Annotated in this window: 4 protein-coding genes; all 4 read left to right on the top strand. The window is 35.8% G+C overall.

The genetic code is table 11. The features are described 5' to 3' along the window. Window positions 1-229: 229 nt before the first annotated feature. The 4 genes from AB1422_15030 to AB1422_15045 all read left to right on the top strand — a co-directional run bounded on the left by AB1422_15030 (window position 230) and on the right by AB1422_15045 (window position 6,095). A complete protein-coding gene (locus AB1422_15030; GenBank protein ID MEW6620625.1) occupies window positions 230-1,021 on the top strand; it encodes a M48 family metallopeptidase in 792 nt (263 codons plus the stop codon). 103 nt (window positions 1,022-1,124) lie between these two features. After that, window positions 1,125-1,496, top strand: a complete 372-nt coding sequence (locus AB1422_15035) for a four helix bundle protein (GenBank protein MEW6620626.1) — start codon at window positions 1,125-1,127, stop codon at window positions 1,494-1,496. 153 nt (window positions 1,497-1,649) lie between these two features. After that, window positions 1,650-2,051: a hypothetical protein gene (locus AB1422_15040; protein ID MEW6620627.1), complete on the top strand. Its 402-nt coding sequence runs from the start codon at window positions 1,650-1,652 to the stop codon at window positions 2,049-2,051. An 81-nt stretch (window positions 2,052-2,132) separates the two neighbouring features. Continuing rightward, on the top strand, window positions 2,133-6,095 hold the full coding sequence (locus tag AB1422_15045; protein ID MEW6620628.1) for a GAF domain-containing protein: 3,963 nt from the start codon (window positions 2,133-2,135) through the stop codon (window positions 6,093-6,095). Window positions 6,096-6,553 lie beyond the last annotated feature (458 nt).

The following is a 6,553-nucleotide window of genomic DNA, read 5'->3' on the forward strand; positions in this document are numbered from 1 at the left end:
ATAAACCATAAACCATAAACTATAAACTATAAACCATAAACCATAAACCATAAACCATAAACTATAAACCATAAACCATAAACTATAAACCATAAACTATAAACCATAAACTATAAACTATAAACGAGTTTTGCTTTTTGGAGGAAATTGATAAAAATAGAGGTTTTAAATACCCGCTTAAAAACTACAGTTTCCTGGTTTTGCAGAACTCTAATAGGAGTGGGAGAAAATGATTAAGCATATTTTGTTCGTTATCGTTATTTTAAGCCAATTTTTAGGTTGTGCCACGGTTCAAACAGGATTAGAACGGCAGGAAAGCATATTTATCTCCACACAACAAGAAATCGCAATTGGAGAGCAGGTCGTCCAACAGATAGAAAAAGAAAATAAACTTTTAGATAATCCGTCTTTAACCCAATATGTCCAGGCTGTTGGTCAAAAGTTAGCCGGGGTATGTTTTCGTAATGATATAGCCTATCATTTTAAGATAATAGATTCTGATGTAATTAATGCCTTTGCCCTGCCAGGTGGATATATTTATATTTATCGCGGGGCATTAGAATCTATGGATAATGAGGCGCAATTAGCCGCTGTGCTTGCCCATGAAATAGGTCATATCGCCGCCAGACATTCGGTCAAACAAATACAAAAATATCAGACTTATGACATTTTAGCCAGTATCCTTTTAAAAGACCAAAAAAAAGCCATTCAAGACCTTTCAAACATTGCCGCTAATCTTGTCTTTTTAGGATATAGCCGTGAGGCAGAATTTGAGGCCGATGACCTGGGGATTCATTTCCTCTATCAAGCCGACTATGACCCAAAAGGAATGGTAGAATTCTTTAATAAACTAAAACAAAAAGAAAAAGAGAAATCCAGTAAAATAGAGATTATGTTAAGAACTCATCCGCTGACTTCAGATAGGATAAGGCGAGTTGAAGAAAAAATCGCCTCATTACCACAAAAGCCCAATTTAATACGAAATGAGGCGAGATTCAGAAAGGAAATTGGTAATTTGTAACCGGTATTGGGTACCAATAGGGTTCTGCAAAATAGGATTTGGGAGAGATAACTGAGAGTTAGACCTGAAATTAGAGATAAAAATTCAAATATCAAATATCAAAATGCAAAATTACAAATCAAATTTCAAAAAGGACTTCAAGAAAAGACTGTATAACTTTACTCTGCGACTTATAGAACTCATCGATAAGTTGCCAAAGGATAGTGTTTCTCAAAGAATTGGTGATCAATTATTACGGAGTGGTACAAGCATCATTGGGAATTATATTGAAGGGCAGGCGGCGAGTAGTAAGAAAGATTTTACTAATTTCTTTAATACATCTTTAAAGTCAACTAACGAAAGTAAGTTATGGCTTGCATTACTTCGTGATAGTAAACGTGCTAAACCAGAGGAAGTAGCAGGGTTTCTCAAAGAGTTGGAGGAATTTGGTAATATCTTTGCTTCAAGTATTTTAACGCTGAAAGGAAAGAGATAATTTTACATTTTGATATGTAATTTTTATATTTGCTTTTTGCATTTTGCTCTTTGGAGGAAATTGATAAAAATAGAGGTTTTAAATACCCGCTTAAAAACTATAGTTTCCTGATTTTGCACAACCCTATGGTACCAAAATAAAGGAGGTAATCTTATGGTCGGTTTTTTAGAAATAACTTTAGTCGTTCTTATGTTTGCAACGATATTAGTCTGGGCAATTTTAATTACATTTCTCTGGTGGGAATTATTACAGTTGAAAAAGATAAGACAAGAAATGGAAGAATTACCAACTAAATTATCTGAGGCATTGAGATTTATGGAGGATGCAGATGGGATTTCCAATAATATGAAGGAAGAAGTTATGCCAATGATAATGGGAGCAAGTACTGATTTAAAAATCGTTGCGGATGATATGCGAACATCGATGGACACTATCGTAAAATCCTTAAAAGACCCACCTCCCTGGCTCAATCAATTAGTCGCCGCAATTGATATGAAACTTGAAAATAAACTGGGTAAAGTGGAAAAAGGTATTAGTGAGTTATTAAAAAGGTAGAAATAAGGGAATAGGTCTTAACTTCTTCCTTGAAATTTCCCTTGACTAAATTCAAATTATTTGCTATCATAATTAATAACAATGAAAAAAACAATAGATTTTGTCGTCAATAATTTAAAAATTCTCACTCATTATCTAAAAAGAACCGAAGGAAAAGATTCAATTCCTCTTGAACAAAATGACTTTGACAAACTACTTAATTGGGTTGTTGGGATAGTCGTCATTGGGTTTGTTATTTTAAGTTTCTTCTTCCTTCATAATGTTACTGTTTTATGGATGTCTGTTTTATTTCTGGTAATTCTTCTGGCGATGCATAATTTTATTCTCCTCAAGGCGCGAAGTGATGAAAAAATAAGTAACTATCGTGCCGAACAACTCGCTACCCTTCAACAAATATCCTTAGGACTAACCTCTACCCTTCATATGAATGAGATTCTGGAGTTAATTCCATCGGCGGGTGTCAAATTAGCCCAGGTAGATGGTTGTTTAGTTAGTCTGGCAGGGAAGATGAAAGAAGACATAATCCCTAAGGCTAAAGAAGGCATTCAAACAGACCTGGCACAAATGGAAACCAAAGGAAAGATAAGTAATTGGCTGGTTCAGCACAAAACATCCCTCGCTATCCAGGATTTATCTACAGACCCCAGAATGCCTGACTGGGTAAAAAGTGAAGGATTCTCCTCATATCTTGGACTACCACTGAAAGTCAGGGATGAAATAATTGGTGTTTTAGAATTTTATTCTAAAACCCATCGTAGTTTCACCACTGAAGAAATAGACTTACTTAATATATTTTCTGCCCAGGCCGCGACCGATTTAGAAAATGCCAGACTTTATGGAATCACTAAAGATGCTTTACAACGCGAAATTACCAGCTCTATGGCTTTACTCAAAATAGAACAAGCCATTACCACAAAATTCGACCTTAAAGAACAATTAAATTTAATTATGGCTGGTGCGATTGACATAACTCTGGCAGAGAAATCTTCTCTCTGGTTAATTGATGAGATTTCAGGAGAGGTTATTTGCAAAGGCACATATCCTCTTGAGGAAAAATTAGCGAAATCAAGTGTCCGATTCGGTGAAGGAATTACAGGTTGGGTGGCTAAAGAAGGTAAATTACAAAATATACAGGATTTAAGTAAAGATTCACGGTTTGTTAATCCATTAAAACAAGACCTTTATTCTCAACTCTCTGTTCCTCTAATGTATAAAGAAAAAACTATAGGTGTGCTCAATGTCTTCAATTCAAAGCGTGAAGAAGGATTTAATGAGGCAGATGAAAAAATACTTATGGTTTTAGCCTCACAAACCGCTGTCTCCTTGCAAACCATTAAATTATATACCGAACTAAAAACCGCGGCTAATGCCCTGTCGGTATTATATGAAATAAGTAAAACTATTAGTGAGGGTAGAGAACTCCAGGAAGTATTAACCTTAATTCTGAAGAAAGGGAGTGAAATATTCCAGGCTCAACATGGCTCGATTATGTTATTAGATGAATCTTCAGGTGAACTGAGGATTAAAACCGCTGAAGGACTTTCTGAAGAAATTATTAAACATACAGTTAAAAAACCAGGAGATGGAAGTATCGCCGGTTGGGTGGCAGAGAAAAAAGAACCTCTATTACTTATTGGTAAAGTGGATGATGTTCGATTCAAATCAAGCAAAGTAGAAACTGAGATTAAAGATGCTATGTGTGCCCCATTGATTCTTAAGGATAAATTAATTGGTGTTTTTAATATTAGCAATCGAGTTGGAGCGGGTGTATTTACAGAATCTGACCTGAATTTACTCTGCACTTTAGCCAATGAGGTCAGTATTGCCATTGAAACAGCAAGATTATATGAAATAATTACTCAACGGGTAACAGAATTATCAAGTTTTTATATTATCTCAACCGCTTTATCTTCTACACTCAGTCTTTCAGAAATCTTTAAAATCGTCATGGAAAGAATAACGACAATATTCACAGAGTTTGCCATAAGTATCTCTCTTTATGAAAAGGATAAATTAAAGAGAATAGCCGAACGCGGCTTTGGAGAAGATAAAACTTTAGACACAGAGTTAGAATTAGAAAAGGATGAATTAAAAGAAAAACTAAAACCTTTATTTGTTAGTAAAAGATACCTTTGTTTTAAAACAACAGAAGATATATCCAATTTGAAAATACTGGTTGGGACAGGCAAAATAGAGTATGCTTTATTATTCCCATTAGTGGCAAAAGATAAGGTCATTGGTATTTTAACCTTTATCTCGCAAACTAAAGAAGAACTAACGAAAGAAGAGATAAGATTGCTTACTGCCCTTTCACAAGCTACTGCTTCCTCCATAGAAAATGCTAAACTATACACTCAGACAACTCGACGATTGCAAGAATTATCAGGGCTACAACAAATAACCAATAAAATGGCATTAACGACAAATACAACCGAGCTTTTAGCCCTGGCGGTAAATATCATTAATGAAGTCATCGGTTCAGAATTGGGACTTGTATTTCTGTGGGATGAAGACCGTAAGGAGTATATCGTTAAGGTTGGTCAGGGTAAAAAGAGGGTAAGCGAAGGACTATTTAAAGCACTTAAATTTAAACTGGGTGAGGGTATAGTTGGCTGGGTAGGTGAAAAAGGAGAAGGTGTAATACTTGATGATGCCCGCAAAGACCCAAGATTTAAACAAATAGGAGATTTATATATCCGAAGTGTCCTTGCTGTTCCAATCATTAAAGATAATAAACCAATAGGGGTTATGGAATTTATAAATAAACTACCCGCAGGTGGAGGATTTTGTAGTGAAGATGAACGAATGGTTTCTATCATCGCTAATCAAACAGCCATTATTTTAAGTAATGCTGATGCATTTGATGAAATAAAGCGTCGGGCATTACAACTATCTACGGTTCAAGCAGTGAATAAAATGATTACATCAGTATTTGGTGTGGAGGAACTGCTAACACAAATCGTCGAGTTGACGGCTAAGGTATTACGAGTTAAAAAGGCAAGTTTATCTTTATTAGAGCCAGATGGTCATGTTAAGTTAGAAGCGGCTTATGGATTAACCTATATGGAACAAGAGCGAGAAGAAAAATTAACACCAGGATTTGGAATTGCCAGTAGGGTCATCCAAACCAATCATCCGTTCTTGATTAATAATTTACCAGAAGATACAACCTTAAGCGAGGAGGAGAAAAATATTTATATTGAAAAATCATACCTGAGTGTGCCTCTTAATATTAGAAAAAAGACCGTTGGAGCATTGACTATTTCATCAAAACTTAATGAGTCTTTCTTTAATGAACAGGATATTGAAGTTTTAACTACTATTTCTGAACAATCATCAATTGTAATTGAATATGCAAAATTATACCAAAATCTGCAAAGACACAGTATGGATACTTTGCGGACCCTTTCATTGGTAATTGAAACAAGAGACCCGTTCACAAAGGGACATTCAGAGGCTGTAGCAAAATATGCAGTCGCCATTGGTAAAGAATTGAATCTTTCTAATGATGCCCTTAAAACATTAGAAGTATCTGCCCTTTTACATGATATTGGGAAGATAGGCATAAAGGAGAGTATTTTACTCAAGACAGAAAAGGAATTGAGTATTGATGAACATCGGGAGATAAGGAATCATCCGTTCCTTGGTAGTCAAATTTTAAGACCACTGGAATTTTTGAAGGATGTTATTCCAATTGTTTATCATCATCATGAACGATATGATGGCACAGGTTATCTGGATGGATTAGCCGATGAAAAAATACCATTGTTAGCCAGAATCATTGCTGTGGCAGATACCTTTGATGCAATGACCTCAACACGGGCATTTCGGGAAAGTGTGTCTGATGAGGAAGCAATAGAGGAATTAAAAGACCAATCCGGGAAACAATTTGACCCAAAGGTAGTCGAGGCTTTCCTGAAAATACATCCCATCCTCCGCAAAGACGCCCTTGAAAAAGCAAGACGGGAAAAAGAGAAAAAGAAAAAAGAAGTCAAATCAACCACACCAGTAGGTGAACATAAGATTTGGGAAAGATATGAGTAGACATCTCTTCCCGTAACCGTTCAGGTGGTAATTCACCGCAGAGACGCAGAGGAACAGAGAAGACATGGAAATAAATCAGATAACAGAAAAGATTATTGATGCAATCATTATCCTACATAGGACATCAAAACCAAATTTGTTAATCAATCATGATATGTCGGTCCTCAAAAGCTTGCACTGATGAAAATCCGTGATGGAATTCTGCGTCTGGTAAATAGTTTTTAATTTTTTCTCTGCGTCTCTGTGTCTCTGCGGTGAACGGTTACCGTGGTGAATAGTTACAAATTCGACGCTTTCAGCGTCAATAACCTAAAACCTAATCGCACAGGTCGAAAAATTTCGACCTGTGCGGTTAGATTTTATGCTGCCAATTTGAGTTCTATCTTACCCTCTTCAAACCATCTTTTAGTTTCATTGTTTCTTACCATAGCAGTTATTGAGGCAAGAGTTACTGAACC

It is taken from the genome of bacterium, from assembly GCA_040757115.1.
Taxonomy (GTDB): Bacteria; UBA9089; CG2-30-40-21; order CG2-30-40-21; family SBAY01; genus JBFLXS01.

Coding starts and splice junctions, on each gene's coding strand:
- AB1422_15030 (MEW6620625.1), top strand. CDS start 230: ATGATTAAGCATATTTTGTTCGTTATCGTTATTTTAAGCCAATTTTTA.
- AB1422_15035 (MEW6620626.1), top strand. CDS start 1,125: ATGCAAAATTACAAATCAAATTTCAAAAAGGACTTCAAGAAAAGACTG.
- AB1422_15040 (MEW6620627.1), top strand. CDS start 1,650: ATGGTCGGTTTTTTAGAAATAACTTTAGTCGTTCTTATGTTTGCAACG.
- AB1422_15045 (MEW6620628.1), top strand. CDS start 2,133: ATGAAAAAAACAATAGATTTTGTCGTCAATAATTTAAAAATTCTCACT.